At 58.4% G+C, this 20,450-nt stretch carries 19 protein-coding genes and 2 tRNA genes; 5 read left to right on the top strand and 16 right to left on the bottom strand.

What is annotated here, in order from left to right:
- Positions 1-86: 86 nt before the first annotated feature.
- Positions 87-644 (bottom strand): heme utilization protein HutZ, encoded by a 558-nt coding sequence (gene hutZ, locus I6L46_RS00995; protein ID WP_047435363.1) that lies wholly within the window; start codon positions 642-644, stop codon positions 87-89.
- The gene (gene hutX, locus I6L46_RS00990; RefSeq protein WP_005362516.1) at positions 641-1,153 is read right to left on the bottom strand and encodes a heme utilization cystosolic carrier protein HutX; all 513 of its coding nucleotides are present in this window, start codon (positions 1,151-1,153) and stop codon (positions 641-643) included. The genes hutZ and hutX overlap by 4 nt, the downstream gene beginning before the upstream one ends.
- A 170-nt stretch (positions 1,154-1,323) precedes the next feature.
- Here hutX and I6L46_RS00985 point away from each other — a divergent pair, with 170 nt between their 5' ends.
- The 5 genes from I6L46_RS00985 to pepE all read left to right on the top strand — a co-directional run bounded on the left by I6L46_RS00985 (position 1,324) and on the right by pepE (position 6,599).
- Positions 1,324-2,175 (top strand): hemin ABC transporter substrate-binding protein, encoded by an 852-nt coding sequence (locus I6L46_RS00985; RefSeq protein WP_204480039.1) that lies wholly within the window; start codon positions 1,324-1,326, stop codon positions 2,173-2,175.
- On the top strand, positions 2,172-3,203 hold the full coding sequence (locus I6L46_RS00980; protein WP_005335261.1) for an iron ABC transporter permease: 1,032 nt from the start codon (positions 2,172-2,174) through the stop codon (positions 3,201-3,203). The genes I6L46_RS00985 and I6L46_RS00980 overlap by 4 nt, the downstream gene beginning before the upstream one ends.
- A gap of 11 nt (positions 3,204-3,214) precedes the next feature.
- A complete protein-coding gene (locus tag I6L46_RS00975) occupies positions 3,215-4,027 on the top strand; it encodes a heme ABC transporter ATP-binding protein (RefSeq protein WP_076494954.1) in 813 nt (270 codons plus the stop codon).
- A 229-nt stretch (positions 4,028-4,256) separates the two neighbouring features.
- Positions 4,257-5,618: an endonuclease/exonuclease/phosphatase family protein gene (locus I6L46_RS00970; RefSeq protein WP_216977145.1), complete on the top strand. Its 1,362-nt coding sequence runs from the start codon at positions 4,257-4,259 to the stop codon at positions 5,616-5,618.
- Between the two features lie 243 nt (positions 5,619-5,861).
- Positions 5,862-6,599 (top strand): dipeptidase PepE, encoded by a 738-nt coding sequence (pepE, locus tag I6L46_RS00965; RefSeq protein WP_216950246.1) that lies wholly within the window; start codon positions 5,862-5,864, stop codon positions 6,597-6,599.
- Positions 6,600-6,698: 99 nt separating this feature from the next.
- Here pepE and I6L46_RS00960 read toward each other — a convergent pair.
- From I6L46_RS00960 to ftsH, 14 genes are all read right to left on the bottom strand, one after another.
- A protein-coding gene (locus I6L46_RS00960) for an IS3 family transposase (protein ID WP_216977143.1) occupies positions 6,699-7,918 on the bottom strand; the annotation gives its coding sequence in 2 pieces (ribosomal slippage) (positions 6,699-7,570 and positions 7,570-7,918; 1,221 coding nt in all).
- Between the two features lie 112 nt (positions 7,919-8,030).
- Positions 8,031-8,300 (bottom strand): 30S ribosomal protein S15, encoded by a 270-nt coding sequence (gene rpsO, locus I6L46_RS00955; RefSeq protein ID WP_005338797.1) that lies wholly within the window; start codon positions 8,298-8,300, stop codon positions 8,031-8,033.
- Between the two features lie 144 nt (positions 8,301-8,444).
- Entirely contained in the window at positions 8,445-9,395 is a 951-nt protein-coding gene (truB, locus tag I6L46_RS00950) for a tRNA pseudouridine(55) synthase TruB (protein WP_005338798.1), read from the bottom strand.
- 1 nt (position 9,396) lies between these two features.
- Positions 9,397-9,834 (bottom strand): 30S ribosome-binding factor RbfA, encoded by a 438-nt coding sequence (gene rbfA, locus I6L46_RS00945; protein WP_005338799.1) that lies wholly within the window; start codon positions 9,832-9,834, stop codon positions 9,397-9,399.
- A gap of 55 nt (positions 9,835-9,889) precedes the next feature.
- Complete coding sequence (gene infB, locus I6L46_RS00940) at positions 9,890-12,583, bottom strand: translation initiation factor IF-2 (RefSeq protein ID WP_005338806.1); 2,694 nt, start codon at positions 12,581-12,583, stop codon at positions 9,890-9,892.
- A 20-nt stretch (positions 12,584-12,603) separates the two neighbouring features.
- Positions 12,604-14,106 (bottom strand): transcription termination factor NusA, encoded by a 1,503-nt coding sequence (gene nusA / locus I6L46_RS00935; RefSeq protein ID WP_005338808.1) that lies wholly within the window; start codon positions 14,104-14,106, stop codon positions 12,604-12,606.
- 14 nt (positions 14,107-14,120) lie between these two features.
- Positions 14,121-14,579 carry a ribosome maturation factor RimP gene (gene rimP / locus I6L46_RS00930; RefSeq protein ID WP_005338809.1) on the bottom strand — a complete coding sequence of 153 codons (459 nt, stop codon included), beginning with the start codon at positions 14,577-14,579 and terminating at the stop codon, positions 14,121-14,123.
- Between the two features lie 166 nt (positions 14,580-14,745).
- A tRNA-Met gene (locus tag I6L46_RS00925) sits at positions 14,746-14,822 on the bottom strand.
- A gap of 92 nt (positions 14,823-14,914) precedes the next feature.
- Positions 14,915-14,999 (bottom strand) — tRNA-Leu (locus tag I6L46_RS00920).
- 7 nt (positions 15,000-15,006) lie between these two features.
- On the bottom strand, positions 15,007-15,333 hold the full coding sequence (gene secG / locus I6L46_RS00915) for a preprotein translocase subunit SecG (protein ID WP_005338811.1): 327 nt from the start codon (positions 15,331-15,333) through the stop codon (positions 15,007-15,009).
- Positions 15,334-16,098, bottom strand: coding sequence for a triose-phosphate isomerase (gene tpiA, locus I6L46_RS00910; protein ID WP_005358498.1), 765 nt, complete (start codon positions 16,096-16,098; stop codon positions 15,334-15,336).
- Between the two features lie 131 nt (positions 16,099-16,229).
- Positions 16,230-17,564 (bottom strand): phosphoglucosamine mutase, encoded by a 1,335-nt coding sequence (glmM, locus tag I6L46_RS00905; protein WP_005338823.1) that lies wholly within the window; start codon positions 17,562-17,564, stop codon positions 16,230-16,232.
- A gap of 15 nt (positions 17,565-17,579) precedes the next feature.
- On the bottom strand, positions 17,580-18,425 hold the full coding sequence (folP, locus tag I6L46_RS00900; RefSeq protein WP_216977141.1) for a dihydropteroate synthase: 846 nt from the start codon (positions 18,423-18,425) through the stop codon (positions 17,580-17,582).
- A gap of 59 nt (positions 18,426-18,484) precedes the next feature.
- Complete coding sequence (gene ftsH, locus I6L46_RS00895; RefSeq protein WP_005343537.1) at positions 18,485-20,431, bottom strand: ATP-dependent zinc metalloprotease FtsH; 1,947 nt, start codon at positions 20,429-20,431, stop codon at positions 18,485-18,487.
- Between the last annotated feature and the right edge of the window lie 19 nt (positions 20,432-20,450).

The raw sequence follows: 20,450 nt of genomic DNA, 5'->3' as shown, positions 1-20,450 counted from the left end.
CAGGCCGGATGAGATAACGCAATAAAAACGGGCAGCCCAGTGGCTGCCCGTTTTGTTATGACGGCTGTCGTGGTCGACAGGGATTATCAGACCGGCGCATCGGCCGGGCTGGTGAGCTCGGCACCGTTGTCGATGCGCTTGTGCCCTTCCACCAGATGGACGAAATCCACCAGCTCGTCACCGGAAACCGCGAACGCCTGACCGAAGCCCTTGACGAACAACCCCTGCTCCGGCTTGAGGCGGAACAGTTTGAAATCCTTGAGGTTGGAGAGACCCTTGATGATCTCGCCAAAACGACCTTCCAGTGCCGCCACCGCCTTGCTCCAGCGGGCGTCGTCACGGGACACCACTTCAGCCACCGCATCGAAGGTCAAGCGCTTGCGGGCAAACAGCTCGCGGGCACCGCTCTCATCCTCGATCAGCATCAGGGATACCCGGGGCACCTGTTGCAGGTTGCGGGCGTGGCGGGCGATCTCGGAGATCAGCACATAGTAGCCATCTTCCTGCAGCACGAACGGGGCATAGCTGGCGTTGGGATTGCCTTCGCCATCGACGGTGGCGAGCTGCAGGGTGCGGCAGCTGTCGCGAAACTCGCGGATCTCCGGTTGCAGGCGGTTCTGCAGACGCTCCTGACGTTCACTCATGCTTTGACTTCCTCTTGAGAGTTGTGGCGCAGCGCCATAAAACGGGTGACCTGATCGGCCAGCAACTGGCGTTTCTCGTCGCGACCCAGATAGACCTTGAAAATGCAGCGGCCGGAGTGACCGAAGAACTGGAAGGAGTGCCCCTCCTTGCCCATGAACAGCTTGCTGACCAGCGCAATCCCCGCCACGTTGTCGAGCTTGAGGTGACCATGCAGCTCACCGTCGCGGCCCATCAGGTTGTAGTAACCGCGTGCGTCCTTGCCTTTCGGGAAGGGGGCTTTGACCTCGAAGATGGAGCCTTCAGATTCGACGATGGTGGTCACCGGGCCCCAGTCGGCCAGATCTTCCAGCAGACCTTGTGCGCGATCGGCGGGTAGCAGGGTCACCAGCTCGGCGGGCAGATGGCGAACCACCTCCCATTCGCTGATGGCAAGCTGGGCCGCCAGGGTGGACGGATGAGCGCCGGGATCCTGCTCCAGCAGCGCGTGAATGCGTTGTGCAATGCTCATGTTTTCTCCCTCTGCGGGACCAGGTTGTCCCGCTGTTTATCATGGCGGCTACTCTAATAAAGCACTGGAATCAATGCAATTGATAATTGCTATCATTATCAGTGCATTTTTTCCAAAGCCTTGATATTCTCGGCGGCACACCCGTTTCATTCACCCCTTCGGAGGTTAGCATGGGCCGTCGTCTTGCCCTCGCCATCACCCTGCTCTGCAGTTCACTCTCTTCCTTCTCTGCCGTTGCCGCCGACGGACAGAAAGAGCGTATCGTCAGTATCGGCCCCGCCACCACAGAACTCATTCTGGCCCTTGGCGGTGAATCTAGCCTGATCGCCACCGATGTCAGCAGCCCCTTGCCAAAAGGGTTGCCCAAGGTGGGTTATCACCGGGCACTGGCCGCCGAAGGGATCCTGAGCCTCTCCCCCACCCGACTGGTGGGCAGTGACGAGATGGGCCCGGCCCCGACCCTGGATCAGCTGCGCCGTGCCGGGGTCAAGGTGGAGGTGCTGGATACCGCGCCGACCCTCGCCAACCTCAATCAGCGTATCGACACCCTCGCCAGCCTGCTGGGCGATAAAGCCGCTGGCGATCGCCTGAAGGCAGAGATCCAGGCCCAGACCGCTCAGCTGGCGACGCAAGCCAAACAGAACAAACCGCTCAAGGTCGCCTTCCTGCTGCTGCACAAGGGGCAACCCACCAGCATCGCCGGAGGGGACACCACAGCCAGCGCGCTGATCTCGCTGGCAGGCGGCATCAATCCGGTCGCCGAGTTGCGCAACTACAAGCCGGTATCCGCCGAATCCCTCATCGAGATGCAGCCCGATCTGGTGCTGGTCAGCGGTCGTGACTGGCAGCAATATGCCGACCCGGCCAAGGTGCTGGCAGAAGTGCCCGCCCTGGCCGCCACCCCGGCTGGCAAGCGTAACGCCATTCACGCCATCGACGGCCACGCCCTGCAAGGGGGCCTGAGCCTCAACTCCCTGCAGCAGGCGAACCAGATCGCCCAGTGGATCAAGCAGGGGTCATGATGCGGTTACCCCTCTCCTGGCTGCTGGCCTTTACCACGGCCGCACTGGCACTGTTGCTGCTCGGTTCGCTGGCAACCGGCCCCATGACCCTCACCCTGGGCGAGAGTCTGCGGGCGCTGTTTGCCGGGCAGGAGAGCGGGATAGAGTCGCACAAGCTGCTGATCGTGCAGGAAATTCGCCTGCCTCGTACCCTGCTCTGCATCGCAGTGGGGGGGATTCTCGGGCTCTGTGGCGCCGTGATGCAGGGGCTGTTTCGCAACCCCCTGGCTGACCCCGGCATCATAGGTGTCTCCGGCGGTGCGGCGCTTGGGGCTGCACTCGCCATCGTGCTGCTTGCCCCCCTCGGCCAGCAGCTGCAAGCCACCATAGGGGTTGGTCTGCTGCCGCTGCTCGCCTTTCTCGGCGGCGCGCTCACCACCACCCTGGTCTATCTGCTCGGCACCCGTGAGGGGGGCACCTCGGTCACTGTTATGCTGCTGGCCGGGGTCGCCATCACGGCGCTCTCCGGTGCAGTGATCGGCCTGCTCACCTATCTGGCGGACGATCAGATGCTGCGCAACCTGAGCCTGTGGCAGATGGGAACGCTGGCGGCAGGTAAACCGGCCGATGTGGCGCTGGCCCTGCTCACCCTGGCGGCCCTGCTGTGGCTCTTTATGCGCGATGCCAATCCCCTCAATGCCCTGCTGCTGGGTGAAGGGGAGGCTCGTCATCTGGGGGTCAATGTGCAATCCCTCAAACGTCGTCTGATTCTGCTCACCGCCGCAGGCGTCGGGGTGGCGGTGGCGGTATCGGGGATGATCGGCTTCGTCGGGCTGGTAGTGCCCCATCTGGTGCGCCTGCTGGCGGGCCCCAACCATGTCAGGTTGCTGCCGCTCTCGGCCCTGCTGGGGGCCGCCCTGCTGCTGGCAGCCGATATGCTGGCACGCACCCTGCTGGCCCCTGCCGAGCTGCCGGTGGGCATCATCACCGCCCTGCTCGGCGCCCCCTTCTTCATCTGGCTGCTGGTAAAAGGCCGCCGCGCCCTGTGATACGGACTGTTATGCAACCACTCTCATCCTCACTCTCCGCCCCCCTGTTGAGCTGCAGCCGACTCAGCCTGCGCCGTGGCCAGCGCCAGATCCTGGATGGGCTCGATCTTAGTCTCGAGAGCGGCACCCTCACCGCGCTGCTCGGCCCCAACGGGGCGGGCAAGAGCTCTCTGCTCAAATGCCTGACCGGCGAGCTGGAATATGAGGGTTCCATCACCCTGTTTGGTGCAGATCGCCAGCAGTGGGACAGCAGCCAGCTGGCCCACCGACTCGGGGTATTGCCGCAAAGCTCCTCCCTCAACTTCCCCTTTCTCTGCGAGGAAGTGGTCGCCATGGGGCGCCTGCCACACAGTGAACCGGCGGCGCGGCGCGACGAGATTGTGGCGGCGGCCATGACCCATGCCGGGGTCGAGCATCTGGCCAAACGGCTCTATCCCGGGCTCTCCGGCGGCGAGCGGCAGCGGGTGCAGTTTGCCCGGGTGCTGGCGCAGATCTGGCAGGCTCCCTCCCCGACCGAGCAAGCCGAGCAACCCCGCCTGCTGCTGCTCGACGAACCCACCTCGGCGCTGGACCTGAAATACCAGCATCAGCTGCTCACCATGGCGCGCGCCCTCGCCAGCCGCAATACAGCTGTGCTGGTGGTGCTGCACGACCTCAATCTGGCGGCGCGCTATGCCGATCGGCTGGTGATGCTGGAACGGGGTAAGCTGATGGCCGATGGCACGCCTGCCGAGGTGCTCACCCCTGAGCTGATCGCCCGTCTCTATGACTATCCGGCACAGGTGATCCACCACCCCGAAAGCGGCCTGCCGATGGTGGTGTGACAAATTCAGAGTGCGGTAACGGCAGGAAGCGCGCTATTCATCCCGGAAACTGCAGCGTATAAACCGGTTTTTCACACCCCATATCGCCCTGCTAACATTCATCATCGCCAGATATGTGGTGTGAATATCCTCACACTTTGCTCAGGCAAAACCCCCGCAGCATCACCGTCTACTTATAATGGCGCCGCCTCACGAAGGCATAACTCATTGATGCTACGGAATAATTACAATGAAGAATATCAACAAGACCCTACTGGCTGCCGCCATCTCCCTCGGGATGCTGGCTGGCTGCAACAGCGACAACGACTCAAAGGCAGCTGATCCCATGGTTCGTTTTGCCACCTTCAACCTCTCTTTTGACCGCACTGCCGCCGGTATGCTGACCGGTGAGCTGGCCTTGACCCGCACCGAGCAGGATGCCCTGCTGGCCCGCCTCGCCGAAGGGAGCCTGAGCGGTGCCATTGAAACCAAAGCCAAGAACGTGCAGCAGATCCGCAACGTGGCGGAGATCATCCAGCGCACCCGTCCGGATGTGTTCCTGCTCAACGAGTTCGACAACGACGGCAAAGGCGAGAGCACCGCCGATCTGAAAGCCTTCAACGACAACTATCTGGCTCACGCCCAACACGCCGAAGTGACCGCCATCAGCTATCCGGTGATGCAGAACTTCGCCACCAACACCGGCCTGATGAGCGGTTATGACCTCAATCTGGATGGCAAAGTCAACAGCGGCCCCGACGATGCCTGGGGCTTTGGCAACTACCACGGCCAGTACGCCTTTGCGGTGATGTCCAAATACCCCATCGACACCAAGCAGATCCGCACCTTCCAGCACTTCAAGTGGAAGGATATGCCGGGCGAGCAGAATCCCGTCATCGATGACTGCAACAATCCCAAGGTCAAGATCCCGGCCAGCCGCCAGTGTGGCGATGCCTGGTATGAAGACGCGGCCTGGCAGCAGTACCCGCTCTCCTCCAAGAACCACGCCGATGTGCCGGTACGCATCAAGACCGAGAAGGGTGAAGAGGTGATCCACTTCCTGATCTCCCACCCGACCCCGCCAATCTTTGCCAACGCGGCGCGCCACACCGTCAAACACAACCGCGCCGAGATCGCCTTCTGGAACGACTACGTCAAGGGTCTCAACTACATGACCGATGACAAGGGCACCAAGGGTGGACTGGCCAAAAATGCCAAGTTTGTTATCGCGGGTGATCTCAACGCCGATCCGCTCACCGGTGACGGCGACCTGACCGCCATTCAGGATCTCCTTAACAACCCGCTGATGAATCAGGCCATCACCAATGGCACCCTGATCCCGGTCAGCGAAGGGGGCCCGGAGTGTGTCAGCAAGGGAACCGACTGCAAACGCAACCTCACTCGCCCCAACCCGGAGCGGATCACCAACTCCAGCGTGCTGCAGCTGGATCACGTCATCCCCTCCGCCAACCTCAACGCGGTCAAGAGCGGCGTCTTCTGGCCTGCCAGCTTCGAGGCCGGTTATCACCTGGTCTATGATGCAAAACTCGGCATCGCCAAGGGAGTCAGTTCGGATCACCGCATGGTGTGGGTCGATCTCAAACTCGACTAACTCTGCCATGACCCCGCTGCGGCGGGGTCTTTTATTGGCGATGGCAGCGAGCGGAGCGCTGCTTATTAATCCACCAGATGGCATTGAGTTATCCATCCATAACTCCTCCATAGCCGTTGAATGGGCCTCGCGATCACAGAACCGCCGCGCCAATGGTGGTAGCATGCCTCCTCTTGCCATCCGGCCGCACGGCGGCTCCGGTGGCCCTCCCTCCTCCGCTTTCACTTTTTGAGGACATATCTGATGGAACTGCTTCTGCTTAGCAACGGTAAAGCCAACGAATTTCCGGGTCTGCTCGGCTGGGCCCGAGATCGGGTTCAAAGCCTGCTGGCTCGCAAACAGGTCAAGCGCATCCTGCTCATCCCCTACGCGGTGATCCGCAGCGACTGGGATGCCCGCGCCAACGAACTTACCGAGAGCCTCGGGATCGAGACCATCAGCATTCACCACTTCGATGATCCGGTCGCGGCCGTCAATCAGGCCGACGCCATCTTTATCAGTGGCGGCAACACCTGGCGCCTCAACCAGATGCTGCATGAAAACGGCCTGATCGTGCCGATCCAGCGTGCAGTGCGCGAACGGGGCGTCCCCTATGTGGGCTGGAGCGCCGGTTGCAACGTGGCGACCCCGAGCATCCGCACCACCAACGACATGCCGGTCTGCAACGCCGCCGTGCTGCCCGCGCTGGGCCTGTTCCCGCTGCAGATCAACCCGCACTATCTGGACGCCAGCATCAGCGGCCACATGGGCGAGACCCGCGACGAGCGTCTGGCCGAGTTCTGCGCCATCAACCCGAGCGAGCACGTAGTGGCCCTGCGCGAAGCGAGTCTGCTGCAAATCACCGGAGAAAACGGCAGCGAGCGTCTGGAGTACTGGAGCGCCCGCGAGCAGGACTTCAAGATCTTCAAACACGGTCAGGAGCCACAAGCCTTTATGGACGCCGCCCCGCTGGCCGAACTGACCCCCTTCAAGGTCGGCTAAGCCACGAAGAGCGCCGAACCACTGGCAGGCAGATGGCTCACAGCAACGTATGTCTAGTCCTGAAATAGGTTTACACATTTTCAACTAGCATTTCTCTACTCAGAACCCCCTATGTACCGCATCGGGGGGTCTGTATTTCAACGCATGATGCGGCCGCTCCGCGTTGTAAATATCTACTGCTTCACGCACCATCTCCCGCGCTTGCGCCAAATCCTGCGGGCTTTGCAACAATAACTCTCCTTTCAAAATCCCGTTCACCCGCTCCGCCAACGCATTCTGATAACAGTCATACCCATCCGTCATCGAGCATTTCACCCCGTACCGTTCATGTAATGATTGATACAGTCCCGAGCAATACTGCACGCCGCGGTCTGAGTGATGGATTAGCTCCCCGCCGCCACGCCGTTGCTTCAGCGCTTTCTTGAACGCCATCGCCACCGATTCGGCATGCATCCCTTCGTGCACGTGATGGCCCACTATCTTGCGTGAGTACGCATCCGTCACCAGGCTCAGGTACAGCGGTCCGCTCCTGGCTGGCAGATAGGTGATATCTGCAACCCAGACCTGCTCCGGGGCCACCGGCGTAACCTGCTCTGGCCCCGCCTTGAGCAAGTTGGGATGACGGTAGAAACGGTGAAAACTGTGGGTGGTCTTGTGATACGCCCGTCTGGGTGGCACCAGCAGGCGGTGCTCGGTCAATATCCGAAACAGCCTGTCCCGCCCGACCTTGAGCCCGTCATCATCCTGACCCTGCAGCAGATAATGCAGCTTGCGAGTGCCCACCCGCGGTTGTCGCAGTCGAACCTGACGCACGAAGCGCACCACCTGCAATCCCTGTGCATGGCGCTCGTCGGCGACCCGATTGCGCTTGTAGTAAGCCTGCCGGCTTATCCCGAGAAACAGGCAAGCCCTGACAATGGTCAGCCTCTCGACTTGCCGCTGCGAGAGGACTTGCCGGGTCGCTTTTTTACGATGGAGACGCCGTAGTCATTCTTCAGTACATCGACGACGGCCTCAAAGAACTGGGCTTTCTGACTCATCAGCGCCAGCTGTTGCTCGAGTTCCTTGATGCGCTGTTCGGGTGTCTGGTTGTCGGGGTCAGGCATGGTGATGCTCCTGCCGGCACGTACAGAAGCCCCCTGGCTCCAATCTTGCCGACCATGTTTACGTAACCATACCAGAATGGTCGAATTGCCCTGAATGCCATATCGGGCTTGTGCTTGCTGGCAACTGAGCTCGCCTTTTTCAATCTGCTCGACCAGTGCCAGTTTAAAAGTCAGTGAGTAATCGCGCTGTGTCCGTTTCACACCTTGTCCCATCGGGTTCTCCATTTATTGGGGGGGAAAGGTGTAAACCATATTCAGGACGGCACAAGAGCAATAAAAAAGGGGAACCTGACGGTTCCCCTTTTTCGCGAAATCTGATGGTCGATTAACGACGCAGACCCAGCTTGGCGATCAGAGCAGCATAACGCTCGGAATCTTTACGCTTCAGGTAGTCCAGCAGCTTACGACGCTGGGAAACCATGCGCAGCAGACCGCGACGACCGTGGTGGTCCTTGGAGTGCTCTTTGAAGTGACCTTGCAGATGGTTGATCTGGGCAGTCAGCAGGGCAACTTGCACTTCGGGGGAACCGGTGTCGTTGGCGCAACGAGCGTTGTCAGCAACGATTTGAGCTTTGATCTCAGCATTTAGAGACATGAGTTTACTCCAGTAGAGTGTTTAAAGGTTCACAGCCAATCTCTAATTCAGCCGTGAAATGAGGGCGGTATCATAATCGTCCCCGCCCCTTTTCGCAACGATAAAGAGGCGAAACGGGAAAGACGTCCTGATACCGCCTGAGGATCACTCCTCGTCGTGATAACGCACCAGTCGCTTGGGGGCGACGCGGCCATCATCATCAATCTCGCCAACCCCGATGAACTCGCGCTCCGGGCCGACTGTCATGCGAACCTGACCGCTTTGTGGCGCCCCCGCCACCTGCACGGCCTGGCCCTGATTCACGTAGGCAGCCACAACAGCCAGCATGTTCACCTCGGGCAGGGAAGCCACGGCGGTGTCCATCGGTAGCAACAGCGGATCCAGCTGCTCGCGCGGCGGGATGCTCTCGGCCTTGGCCTGCTCGAAGATGCACTCGAGTTGCTCCAGAGTCAGCATCCGCTCATACGGATAGCTGGCCACCTGGGTACGGCGCAACTGGGTCACGTGGGCGCCACAACCCAGCACTTCACCCAGATCATCCACCAGAGAGCGGATATAGGTGCCCTTGCTGCAGTGCACTTCAAGGCGCACTTCATCACCTTCAAAGCTCAGCAGTTTGAGCTCGAATACGGTGATGGGACGGGCTTCTCGCTCGATCTCGATGCCTTCGCGGGCATATTCGTAGAGCGGGCGGCCGTTGTGCTTGAGCGCGGAGTACATGGACGGCACCTGCATGATGGGGCCGCGGAACTGGTCCAGCGCCTCGATCAGGGTACCGACAGCCACGTTCACCGGACGGGTGGAGACCACCTCACCATCGGAGTCGCTGGTGTTGGTGCGCTCGCCCAGTTTGGCGGTCACCTCATAGCGCTTGTCCGCTTCCAGCAGATACTGGGAGAACTTGGTGGCCTCGCCGAGGCAGATCGGCAGCATGCCGGTCGCCAGCGGATCCAGTGCGCCGGTGTGACCGGCCTTGGCGGCGTTGTAGATGCGCTTGACCTTCTGCAACACATCGTTGGAGGTCAGGCCGGTCGGCTTGTCCAGCAGCAAAATGCCGTGCACATCACGGCCCTTGAAACGACGTCTTCGGGTCATCTCAGGCTTTATCCTCAGTCGTGTCATCCGGTGCGGATTCAGCTTCTTCGTCACGGCCGGATTCGGCCATGCGACGCTTGTCTTCACGCACAGTGTTGGTCACCAGGTTGGAGAGACGCATCCCCTCGACCAGAGTCTGGTCGTAGTAGAAACGCAGCTCGGGCACCACGCGCAGACGCATGGCACTGCCCAGCAGACTACGGATATATCCGGCTGCTTCGGTCAGACCCTGCAAGCCTTCCTTGATGCGCTCGGCATCATTTTCCAGCTGCAAGAAGGTGACATAAATCTTGGCATAGTTGAGGTCACGGGACACTTCCACATCGGAAACGGTCACCATGCCGATGCGCGGGTCTTTCACCTCGCGCTGCAGGATCAGCGCGATTTCACGCTGGATCTGCTGTCCGACCCGACGGGTCCGGCTGAATTCTCTGGCCATATTCTATCCTGCGATAAAAGGGGGCCGCGGCCCCCTATTTTGTCTAACTCTCGGCTTACAGAGTCCGTTGGATTTCAACAGTCTCGTAAACTTCGATCTGGTCGCCTTCGCGCACGTCGTTGTAGTTCTTGACCGCGATACCACACTCGTAGCCGTTGCGAACTTCGTTGACGTCATCCTTGAAGCGGCGCAGGGATTCCAGCTCGCCTTCATAGATAACCACGTTGTCACGCAGAACACGGATACGGTTGGAACGCTTGACCACACCTTCGGTAACCATACAGCCGGCAACTGCGCCGAACTTCGGAGACTTGAAGACGCTACGCACTTCAGCCAGACCGATGATCTCCTGACGATACTCAGGGGCCAGCTTGCCGCTCATGGCCTGCTTCACTTCGTCGATCAGGTCATAGATGACGGAGTAGTAACGCAGATCCAGGCTCTCGGATTCGATGACCTTGCGCGCAGATGCGTCGGCACGGACGTTGAAACCAACCAGGATGGCGCTGGAAGCAGCAGCCAGGGTCGCGTCGGTTTCGGTGATACCACCTACGCCGGAACCCACGATCTTCACCTTCACTTCGTCGGTGGAGAGTTTGACCAGCGCATCGCAGATCGCTTCCACAGAACCTTGTACGTCGGCCTTGATCACCACGTTCACTTCGGACACTTCGCCCTCGGTCATGTTGGCGAACATGTTTTCCAGCTTGGCCTTCTGCTGGCGAGCCAGCTTGACTTCGCGGAACTTGCCCTGACGATAGAGCGCCACTTCACGGGCTTTCTTCTCGTCACGGACAACGGTGGCTTCGTCACCGGCAGAGGGAACGCCGGACAGACCCAGAATTTCCACCGGCAGGGACGGACCCGCTTCCTTGATCTCGCGACCCAGTTCGTCACGCATGGCGCGAACACGGCCGTACTCGAGACCACACAGAACGATGTCGCCCTGACGCAGAGTACCTTCTTGTACCAGTACGGTAGCAACCGGACCACGACCTTTATCCAGGAAGGATTCGATCACGACGCCGTTGGCCATGCCGTCAACCACCGCTTTCAGCTCCAGTACTTCAGCCTGGATCAGGATGGCTTCCAGCAGGTCGTCGATGCCTTCGCCAGACTTGGCGGATACGTGCACGAACTGGCAGTCTCCCCCCCAATCTTCGGACATGACGTTGTAACGGGCCAGTTCGGTCTTGACGCGATCCGGATCCGCTTCAGGCTTGTCGATCTTGTTGACCGCAACAACCAGCGGCACACCGGCCGCCTTGGCGTGCTGGATAGCTTCGATGGTTTGCGGCATCACGCCGTCGTCAGCTGCAACAACCAGAACAACGATATCGGTCGCCTTGGCACCACGAGCACGCATGGAGGTAAACGCCGCGTGACCCGGGGTGTCCAGGAAGGTGATCATGCCACTGTCGGTCTGGACGTGATAAGCACCGATATGCTGGGTAATACCACCGGCTTCGCCAGCAGCAACCTTGGCTTTACGAATGTAGTCGAGCAGCGAGGTCTTACCGTGGTCAACGTGACCCATGATGGTCACGACCGGTGCGCGCGGCTTGGCTTCGGAGGTCTCGTCACGATCGGACAGCACCGCCTCTTCCAGCTCGTTCTCACGACGCAGCACAACCTTGTGACCCATCTCCTCGGCGACCAGCTGAGCAGTCTCCTGATCGATCACCTGGTTGATGGTGGCCATGGCGCCCATCTTCATCATCACCTTGATGACTTCAACGCCCTTGACGGCCATCTTGTTGGCCAGCTCAGCCACGGTGATGGTCTCGCCGATGACGACGTCGCGGTTCACCACGGCAGCCGGCTTGTTGAAGCCGTGCTTCATGGCGTTCGGCATGGCGACCTTGCCGCGCTTGCCTTTGCGGGCACGCGGGTTGCGAGAGTCGCGATCATCTTCACGACGACCGGCTTTCTTCGGTGCCTTGGCAGCTGCAGCAGTGCGGCGGCTGGTCTCTTCTTTCCGATCCAACTCGTCTTCTGCGGCTTGCGCATGCTTGTTGGTGGTCAGATGGTAGTCGCTGCTCTCTTTGGCGCGAGCGGCCTCTTCTTCAGCCCAGCGGGCTGCGTTCTGTTCCGCCATGAGACGAGCCTCTTCGGCTTTCTTCGCGGCGAGTTCTTCAGCTTTTTTCAAAGCTGTTTGTTCCTGTTGGCGCTTCAGTTCTTCTGCTTCGCGCTTGGCCATCTTTTCTGCCTCTTGCTGAGCTGTGCTACTGGCTGCTTTGGCGGGCTGTGAAGCCTGTCGAGCCTTTGATTGTGCCTCGATCCGCGCCTTTTCCTCAGCTTCACGACGAGCTTGCTCAGCCTCACGGCGAGCCTTCTCTTCAGCTTCGAGGCGAGCCTTCTCTTCGGCCTCGCGACGAGCTTTTTCTTCTGCTTCCAAACGCGCTGTTTCCTCGGCTTCCGCCTGACGCTGTTCATCTTCCAGCGCCGAGCGTCTTACATAGGTGCGAGACTTGCGCACTTCTACCTGCACTTCCTTGTTCTTGCCGCCAGTCCCCTGAACACTGATGGTGCTCTTGGTCTTGCGCTGCAAGGTCATGCGGGCAGGAGCGGCGACCTCGTCACCTCCATGCTGTTTCTTCAGGTGTGCCAGCAGAGCCTGTTTCTCAGACTCGCTGACCATGTCGTCGGCCTTGCTCTTGCTGATACCGGCATCGACAAACTGCTGGAGAAGACGATCAACCGGTGTGTCGATGTCAGTGGCAAGTTGTTTGACTGATACTTCTGCCATTCATTTTCCTCCGTTTGATCTTACTCGGACTGCTCTTCTCCGAACCAACAGATATTGCGAGCAGCCATAATGAGCTCACCTGCCTTCTCGGCAGTCAGCCCTTCAATATCAGCAAGGTCATCGATACCTTGCTCAGCCAAATCTTCCAGGGTGCCCACGCCACGGCCCGCCAGAGCGTAAGCCAGTTCGCGGCTCAGACCGTTCAGATTGAGCAGCTCTTCGGACGGCTCAACGCCATCGAAAGACTCTTCTTTGGCCAGTGCCTTGGTAGTCAGGGCATCTTTGGCGCGCTTGCGCAGCTCTTCGACCATGTCTTCATCCAGACCGTCGATAGCCAGCAGCTCGTTGACCGGTACAAAGGCGATCTCTTCCAGGGTAGAGAAGCCCTCTTCCATCAGCAGACCGGCGAAATCGTCGTCGATGTCCAGGGTGCTGGTGAACAGGTTCATGATGCGGTCGTTTTCGGCCTGGTGCTTGGCACGCATGTCCTCAACGGTCATCACGTTCAGCTCCCAACCGGTCAGCTGGGAGGCCAGACGCACGTTCTGACCATTGCGACCGATGGCCTGAGCCAGGTTGGCAGCTTCCACGGCGATATCCATGGTGTGGTTGTCTTCATCAACGATGATGGAGGCCACATCGGCAGGTGCCATGGCATTGATCACGTACTGGGCCGGGTTGTCATCGTACAGCACGATGTCGGCACGCTCACCGCTCAGCTCGGCGGAGACAGCTTGCACACGGGCACCACGCATACCGATACAGGCACCGATCGGGTCGATACGACGATCGTTGGTCTTCACCGCGATCTTGGCGCGGGAACCCGGATCACGGGCAGCACCCATGATTTCGATCATCTCTTCACCGATCTCCGGTACTTCGATACGGAACAGCTCTTTCAGGAAGTCCGGGCTGGAACGGCTGACAAACAGCTGGGAACCACGGGCTTCCGGGCGTACTGCGTAGAGCAGGCCACGGACACGGTCGCCCGGGCGGAAGGTTTCACGCGGCAGCATGTCATCACGGAAGATCACGGCTTCAGCATTGCTGCCCAGATCCAGGATGACGTTGTCGCGGTTGCTCTTCTTGACCACACCACTGATGATGGTGCCTTCTTTATCTTTAAACTGATCAACTACTTGTGAACGCTCGGCTTCGCGCACTTTCTGCACGATAACCTGCTTGGCGGTCTGGGTAGTGATACGGTCGAAGGTCACAGAGTCAATCTGGTCTTCAACATACTCACCGATCTGGATTTCCGGCTGATCAATCTGCGCAGCTTCCAGGGTGATTTCAGCATAGGGATTCTCCATTGCGGCTTGATCCGCAATGACTACCCAGCGGCGATAAGTGTCGTAGTCACCGGTCTTGCGATCGATTTCGACCCGAACTTCAATCTCGCCTTCATATTTCTTCTTGGTCGCAGTCGCCAGCGCGGTTTCCAGAGCCTGGAAGATCTTCTCGCGGGGTACCGCTTTCTCGTTGGATACTGCGTCAACGACCAGCAAAATCTCTTTATTCATATCCGATAGCCTCGTTAACCAAAGTTCGGCACTATGTTCGCTTTTTGGATATTGGTGAAAGCCAACACGTCGTCCTTACCATCTACTGTCAGGGTGATCATGTCGCCTTGCACAGCTTTGATTACGCCTTTGAACTTGCGGCGGTTGTTTGTTGCCATCCGAAGCGTTACCGCCGCCTCTTGGCCAACGTATTTTTCGAAATGGGCAACCTTGAACAGGGGACGATCCAGGCCGGGGGAGGACACCTCGAGGTAGTACTCCTCGGTGATGGGATCTTCGACGTCCATGATGGCGCCAACCTGATGGCTGACTTCAGCACAGTTCTCGACAGTCACACCCTGCTCGCCGTCGATATAGACACGCAAGGTGGAGTGTTTACCCGCGCGGATAAACTCAATACCCCAAAGTTCAAAACCCAAGGCAACGACCGGAGCCTCGAGCAGATCGGTCAAACGTTGTTCCAACGTAGCCAAAGTCACCCTCCGAAAAACAAAAAAAGGGCATAAAGCCCAGATAGATATCGATTCAGAGTAAATTGCACATAACAAAAAGCCCCGATGTCAAATCGGGGCTTGGCGCTTTACCCTGATTGTCGCCTCGCAGCGACCGCCTTCCTGAGCGTAGGAAATGCGTGAAATTTGGTTGCGGGGGCCGGATTTGAACCGACGACCTTCGGGTTATGAGCCCGACGAGCTACCATGCTGCTCCACCCCGCGTCCGAAATCGTGCGAGATTATAGCCACTTCACTCTCTCGATACAAGACTGACTGGCTATAATACACTCGGTTTCCCGAGCTCACTGCTTAATTGGTGCCGTGGGCGGGACTCGAACCCGCACACCCTAGAGCACTACCCCCTCAAGATAGCGTGTCTACCAATTCCACCACCACGGCAAAACTCTTACTCGGGAACGTCAGTATCTTTCTTCACTGGCGCTTTGGTCTGCTCAACCTGTTGGGTTTGCTGCAGATTTTCCCATTCACTACCCTGCTTTACCTTGTTGCTGGACATAGATCCGAGCACCAGGCTGATAACGAAAAACAGAGTAGCCAAAATTGCTGTTGTTCGGGTCAGGAAACTGCCTGAACCACCGGAGCCGAATACTGTGTTCGATGCCCCTGCGCCGAAGGAGGCGCCCATATCAGCCCCTTTACCTTGCTGAATCATCACCAGACCAATCAGAGCCAGTGAAACCAGCAGATAAACGACTAAAAGAATCTCGTACATTTAACTTGCACCCTTTGCCGCTTCAACAATTCCTAAAAACGCATCGCTATCGAGGCTTGCTCCGCCAATCAGTCCGCCATCAATGTCGGGCTGTGCAAACAAATCTCTCGCGTTGCTTGGCGTTACGCTCCCACCATAGATGATTCTAACTTTCTCACCTATTACCGGAGTATCCTCCGCCAAGCGACCACGTATAAAGGAATGAACCTCTTGTGCCTGCTCGGGTGTGGCGCATTTACCTGTACCTACAGCCCAAATCGGCTCGTAGGCGATGATAGCATTATCGAAAGCCATCGCGCCATTTTTCTCTATGACGATATCCAGCTCTTCAGCGATCACCTCGAAGGCTCTTCTCGCCTGCCTCGCCGCACCTGATTCACCTAAACAGAGGATTGGAATCAAGCCTGCCGCCCTGGCTGCCGCAAACTTCTCTGCGACGATAAAACTGGTCTCACCAAAGAGACGCCTGCGCTCGGAGTGCCCTACCAATACGTAACGACACCCTGCCTCAACCAGCATCTGACACGAGATTTCTCCGGTGTAAGCGCCAGCCGCGTGCTGACTCACATTCTGAGCCCCCAACTTTATTACCTTCTGCTCATTAAGCAGTGAAGCGCTAAAGTCGAGATGCACATGGGAAGGACATAGAACCACATCTACTTTTCCGTCAACGCCGTTTAGGCACTGACTCGTAAACTGCTCTAACTGCGACCTACTACCGTGCAACTTCCAGTTGGCTGCTACAAACGGCTTGCGATGTCCCATCGGCAACTCCCTTGCGAAAGCGGGGCTGATAATATCCAGAGGATGCTCAGCTGACAAGTGCTATTTTTAAATTTTTGAATCGTTTGAACAAGATACAACCAGGGCGGCTAAAAAGCCGCCCTGGTTGTTCATTAAAACGCCGATTCAACCTGCTTGGCGATGCGCTGAGCCATGTCACGTACCTGCTGTTCATGCTCCCCTTCGACCATGACCCGGATCAGCGGTTCGGTACCTGATTTACGCAACAGTACGCGACCACGACCAGCCAGCTCCTGTTCCACCTTGGCAACCTCAGCCATGACAGCATCCGCGGCCAGCGGATCCTTGCCTTCGGCAAAGCGAACATTCACCAGCACCTGCGGGAACTTGCTCATGCCGGAGCGCAGCTTGGCCAGCGGCATCTCGGCACTGCGCATGGCGGTAAGCACCTGCAAGGCGGCTACGATGCCATCACCCGTAGTGGTCTGATCCAGACAGATAATGTGGCCGGAGTTCTCGCCACCGATGCGCCAGCCCTTCTCTTCCATCATCTCCAGCACATAGCGGTCACCCACCTTGGCACGGGCAAACGGAATGCCCAGGGTTTGCAGCGCCAGCTCCAGACCCATGTTGGCCATCAGGGTGCCGACGACACCGCCTTTGAGGCGACCATTGCGCAGGGCATCGCGCGCGATGATATAGAGCACTTCATCACCGTCGATGAGATAACCGGTATGGTCGACCATGATCAGACGGTCGCCGTCACCATCAAAGGCAACCCCCAGATCGGCCTTGCACTCCAGCACCTTGGCAACCAGTGCGTCAGGCGCAGTCGAGCCGACACCATCGTTGATGTTGAGACCATCCGGGGCGCAGCCCATGGTGATCACTTCGGCACCCAGCTCGCGGAAAACCGACGGCGCAATGTGGTAAGTAGCGCCGTGGCCACAGTCGACCACCATTTTCACCCCATCCAGATTCATGTGAGAGGGGAAGGTGCTCTTGCAGAATTCGATATAGCGACCGGCGGCATCATCAATGCGCACCGCTTTGCCAAGTTCGGCCGACTCGACACACTTGAGCTCGTGATCCAGCTCGGCTTCGATAGCCAGCTCGACATCATCGGGCAGCTTGGTGCCGTCGGCGGAGAAGAACTTGATGCCGTTGTCGTAGAAGGGGTTGTGGGAAGCACTGATGACGATGCCAGCTTCAGCACGGAAAGTGCGAGTCAGGTAGGCAACCGCCGGCGTGGGCATGGGCCCCATCAGAATGGCCTTGAGGCCTGCCGCGGAGAGCCCCGCTTCCAGCGCGGATTCCAGCATGTAACCGGAGATGCGGGTATCTTTGCCAATCAGCACCTTTTTGGTGCCCTTCTTGGAGAGCACTTTGCCGGCAGCCCAACCCAATTTCATCACAAAATCAGGGGTGATCGGGTATTCGCCAACCTTGCCGCGCACACCATCGGTACCGAAATACTTTCTTGCCATTGTCTGTTCTCTTTATTATCTGGAAATAAAATCTTGTCCCGTCATTGCCAGCCAACCGACGCGCAATGCGTCCATGGTCTCCCGTACATCGTGTACCCTGATGATGCGGGCACCATGCTGCATGCCGATAAGGGCGCATGCCAGACTGCCCGCCAGACGCTCATCCACCGGACGGCCCAGCAGGTTGCCTATCATAGACTTTCGCGACATCCCCACCAATAGCGGCAAGCCATAATCAAGCAGTTCCTTTTGAGCCGCCAACAGCTGATAGTTGTGTGCAAGGGTTTTGCCAAAGCCATATCCCGGATCCAGCAACAGCTCTTCACGACGGATCCCGACCGCCAGACAAGCCGCAATACGCTCATCAAAGAAGGCGCGTACCTCCCCGATCAGGTCGTCATAGTGCGGCTCGACTTGCATGGTTCGCGGCTGACCTTGCATGTGCATCAGGCAGACAGGAACAGCAGCTTCGGCCGCGGCTTGCAGTGCTCCCGGCTCTTGCAACGCCCGCACATCGTTGATCAGATGAGCTCCCGCCTTGCAACCCTCCCGCATCACAGCCGCTTTGGAGGTATCGAGGGAGATCATCACATCCAGCTCACGGGCCATCTGTTCCACGACAGGAATGACTCTGTCCAGCTCCTCCTGCTCGTTCACATCGGGCGCACCAGGGCGGGTTGACTCGCCACCGATGTCGATGAGGGTCGCACCGTCAGAGACCATCTGGCGCGCATGGGCCATTGCCCGTTCAAACTGGTTGAAATTACCGCCATCGGAGAAGGAGTCGGGCGTCACATTGAGGATCCCCATCACATGGGGACGATCGAGGGAGAGGCTGAGCCCCTTGCTGGTTAACTGCATTTTCACGTCCATCTGATAAAGAAAAACCCCGGGCAAGCCCGGGGTTTGGAGAGTCACAATTATTTGGCCGGAGCGTCGTTGGCTTTGTCGATAGTGACATCCGCCACCGGTGCAGCCTCATCGGCAGGCTTGGCCTCGGCAGCCACGGTGGAACCGCCTTGCGGGGTATCACCGTGCTCGTCATGCCAGTTGCTCGGAGCACGAACCTCGCGACGCGCCATCAGATCATCGATCTGTTTGGCGTCGATGGTCTCGTACTTCATCAGCGCATCTTTCATGCTGTGCAACACGTCCATATTATCCAGCAGGATCTGCTTGGAACGGGCGTAGTTGCGGTCGATGACCTGCTTGACCTCGGCATCGATAACGCGAGCGGTATCGTCGGACATATGCTTGGCCTTGGCCATGCTGCGACCGAGGAACACCTCACCATCTTCTTCCGCGTAGAGCATTGGGCCGAGACGCTCGGACATACCCCACTGGGTCACCATCTTGCGTGCAATGTCGGTCGCCCGCTCGATATCGTTGGACGCGCCGGTCGATACCTTCTCGGCACCGTAGATCAGCTCTTCTGCCAGACGACCACCATACAGACTGGAGATCATCGACTCCAGATGCTGCTTGGAATGGCTCCAGCGATCCTGCTCAGGCAGGTACATGGTCACACCCAGCGCACGACCGCGCGGAATGATGGAAACCTTGTAGACAGGGTCATGATCCGGCACCAGACGACCAATGATGGCGTGACCGGCTTCGTGATACGCCGTCATCTCCTTCTCGGACTCTTTCATCACCATGGAGCGACGTTCCGCACCCATCATGATCTTGTCCTTCGCCTTCTCGAACTCGGCCATGGAGACCACTCGGCGGCTCTCACGGGCAGAGAAGAGGGCAGCTTCGTTGACCAGGTTAGCCAGGTCAGCGCCGGAGAAACCGGGAGTACCACGGGCAATCAGCGCCGGATTGACATCATCCGCCAGCGGAACTTTGCGCATGTGCACTTTCAGGATCTGCTCACGACCACGGACATCAGGCAGACCGACCACAACCTGACGGTCGAAACGGCCCGGACGCAGCAGTGCCGGATCCAGTACGTCAGGACGGTTGGTGGCAGCAATGACGATGATGCCTTCATTGCCTTCAAAGCCATCCATCTCGACCAGCATCTGGTTAAGAGTCTGCTCACGTTCATCATGACCACCACCCAGACCGGCACCACGCTGGCGACCGACCGCATCAATTTCATCGATGAAGATGATGCAGGGGGAAGATTTCTTGGCCTGTTCGAACATGTCACGCACCCGGGAGGCACCGACACCGACGAACATCTCCACGAAATCGGAACCAGAGATGGTGAAGAACGGCACCTTGGCCTCGCCCGCAATGGCCTTGGCCAGCAAGGTCTTACCGGTACCGGGAGGACCAACCAGCAGCACACCGGTCGGGATCTTGCCACCCAGTTTCTGGAATTTGCTCGGGTCGCGCAGATAGTCGACCAGCTCCTTCACCTCTTCCTTGGCTTCATCACAACCTGCAACATCAGCAAAGGTGGTCTTGATCTGATCTTCGCTCATCAGGCGAGCCTTGCTCTTGCCAAACGACATGGCACCTTTGCCACCGCCGCCCTGCATCTGACGCATGAAGAAGACCCAGACACCGATCAGCAGCAGCATCGGGAACCAGGAGATGAAGATAGAGGTCAACAGAGACGGCTCTTCCGGCTTCTCGCCCATCACTTTGACATTGTGATTGAGCATGTCGTTGAGCAGCTGGGGATCCGGCGCAGGGATGATGGTGGTGAATCGTTCACCAGTACGCTTGACGCCATTAATGACCTTACCGTCCATCCGCACTTCACGGATCTGCTCTTGGGTCACCTCTTTAACGAAGCTGGAATAGTCCAGCTGGCGACTGGTGGTATCGCTGGGGCTGAAGCTATTGAACACCGACATCAAAACGACGGCGATGACCAGCCACAGGATTAAGTTTTTCGCCATGTCACTCAAATCAGTAACCTCGCAGACT

This window comes from Aeromonas sp. FDAARGOS 1416 (genome assembly GCF_019048085.1).
Lineage (GTDB): Bacteria > Pseudomonadota > Gammaproteobacteria > Enterobacterales > Aeromonadaceae > Aeromonas > Aeromonas veronii.
The sequence above is the reverse complement of the archived record's forward strand: the minus strand, read 5'-3'. Positions and strand labels throughout refer to the sequence as shown.

Excerpts from the sequence above, each read along its gene's own strand:
- hutZ (WP_047435363.1), bottom strand. The coding sequence starts at position 644 with ATGAGTGAACGTCAGGAGCGTCTGCAGAACCGCCTGCAACCGGAGATC.
- hutX (WP_005362516.1), bottom strand. The coding sequence starts at position 1,153 with ATGAGCATTGCACAACGCATTCACGCGCTGCTGGAGCAGGATCCCGGC.
- I6L46_RS00985 (WP_204480039.1), top strand. The coding sequence starts at position 1,324 with ATGGGCCGTCGTCTTGCCCTCGCCATCACCCTGCTCTGCAGTTCACTC.
- I6L46_RS00980 (WP_005335261.1), top strand. The coding sequence starts at position 2,172 with ATGATGCGGTTACCCCTCTCCTGGCTGCTGGCCTTTACCACGGCCGCA.
- I6L46_RS00975 (WP_076494954.1), top strand. The coding sequence starts at position 3,215 with ATGCAACCACTCTCATCCTCACTCTCCGCCCCCCTGTTGAGCTGCAGC.
- I6L46_RS00970 (WP_216977145.1), top strand. The coding sequence starts at position 4,257 with ATGAAGAATATCAACAAGACCCTACTGGCTGCCGCCATCTCCCTCGGG.
- pepE (WP_216950246.1), top strand. The coding sequence starts at position 5,862 with ATGGAACTGCTTCTGCTTAGCAACGGTAAAGCCAACGAATTTCCGGGT.
- rpsO (WP_005338797.1), bottom strand. The coding sequence starts at position 8,300 with ATGTCTCTAAATGCTGAGATCAAAGCTCAAATCGTTGCTGACAACGCT.
- truB (WP_005338798.1), bottom strand. The coding sequence starts at position 9,395 with ATGACCCGAAGACGTCGTTTCAAGGGCCGTGATGTGCACGGCATTTTG.
- rbfA (WP_005338799.1), bottom strand. The coding sequence starts at position 9,834 with ATGGCCAGAGAATTCAGCCGGACCCGTCGGGTCGGACAGCAGATCCAG.
- infB (WP_005338806.1), bottom strand. The coding sequence starts at position 12,583 with ATGGCAGAAGTATCAGTCAAACAACTTGCCACTGACATCGACACACCG.
- nusA (WP_005338808.1), bottom strand. The coding sequence starts at position 14,106 with ATGAATAAAGAGATTTTGCTGGTCGTTGACGCAGTATCCAACGAGAAA.
- secG (WP_005338811.1), bottom strand. The coding sequence starts at position 15,333 with ATGTACGAGATTCTTTTAGTCGTTTATCTGCTGGTTTCACTGGCTCTG.
- tpiA (WP_005358498.1), bottom strand. The coding sequence starts at position 16,098 with ATGGGACATCGCAAGCCGTTTGTAGCAGCCAACTGGAAGTTGCACGGT.
- glmM (WP_005338823.1), bottom strand. The coding sequence starts at position 17,564 with ATGGCAAGAAAGTATTTCGGTACCGATGGTGTGCGCGGCAAGGTTGGC.
- folP (WP_216977141.1), bottom strand. The coding sequence starts at position 18,425 with ATGCAGTTAACCAGCAAGGGGCTCAGCCTCTCCCTCGATCGTCCCCAT.